Source organism: Tenacibaculum sp. AWR4_210 (assembly GCF_056160945.1).
Map to the genome: position 1 here is coordinate 1 of NZ_JBSWYF010000036.1, position 798 is coordinate 798.

Below are 798 nucleotides of genomic sequence, written 5' to 3' on the forward strand. Positions count from 1 at the left end.
GGTGCAGCGGGTGCTGGGCGAGAGCCACCATACCGACCGTTTCTTCATCTCGGGCGCCACCCGGCAGTTGACGCGGCTCACCGGGCGCGAGGAGGAGCTGCACGAGATGCTGCGCCGCTGGCGCGCCGCGACCCAAGGCGAGACGCAGGTGCTCGCGCTGCGTGGCGAGTCGGGCATCGGCAAATCCCGCCTGCTGTCGGACTTCAAGAAACGCGCGTTGACCGACGCGCCGCGCCTGCTGCAATTCTCCGGCTCGCCGCATCATCAGAAAAGCGCGCTCTTTCCGCTGGTTCAGCACCTGCAAGAGATGCTGGGCTTTGCCGATCTGCCCGATGACAGCAGCCGCCGCGCGCGCCTGCGGCACTGGCTCGAACGGCGCCCCGGCCTCGATCTTGGGCAGGTCGAGCAGGTGCTTTCGACGCTTTTGGGTCTCTCTTCGGTGCCGGACGAGCGGCTGCGCGATCAGGACGCGCTGCTCTCGGCGATCACCGCGCTGCTGCGGCTGGCCGCCAGCGAAGGCCGCCCGCTGCTGCTCATTATCGAAGACATGCACTGGCTCGATCCCACCTCGCAGCTGCTGCTCGGCCGGCTTGCGCAGGAACTGGAGGATTTGCCGCTGATGATGCTGGGCACCTCGCGTCAGGCCGAGGGCGTCGCCGTACCCAAGCCGCCACGGCTGCACAGCATCACGCTCGCCCGGCTCACCCCGCCCGAGGCGACCGCGCTGGTCCGCGACATCTGCCCCGAGACATGGCCCGAAAGCCGCATCGCCGAGATCGTCGCCCGCTCCGACGGTAT

Annotated in this window: 1 protein-coding gene; it reads left to right on the forward strand. The window is 68.8% G+C overall.

Annotated features, from left to right (window positions below; translation table 11 throughout):
- On the forward strand, positions 1–798 hold a 798-nt coding region (locus tag ACXAG7_RS19895; RefSeq protein ID WP_476667916.1), incomplete at both ends, for an AAA family ATPase.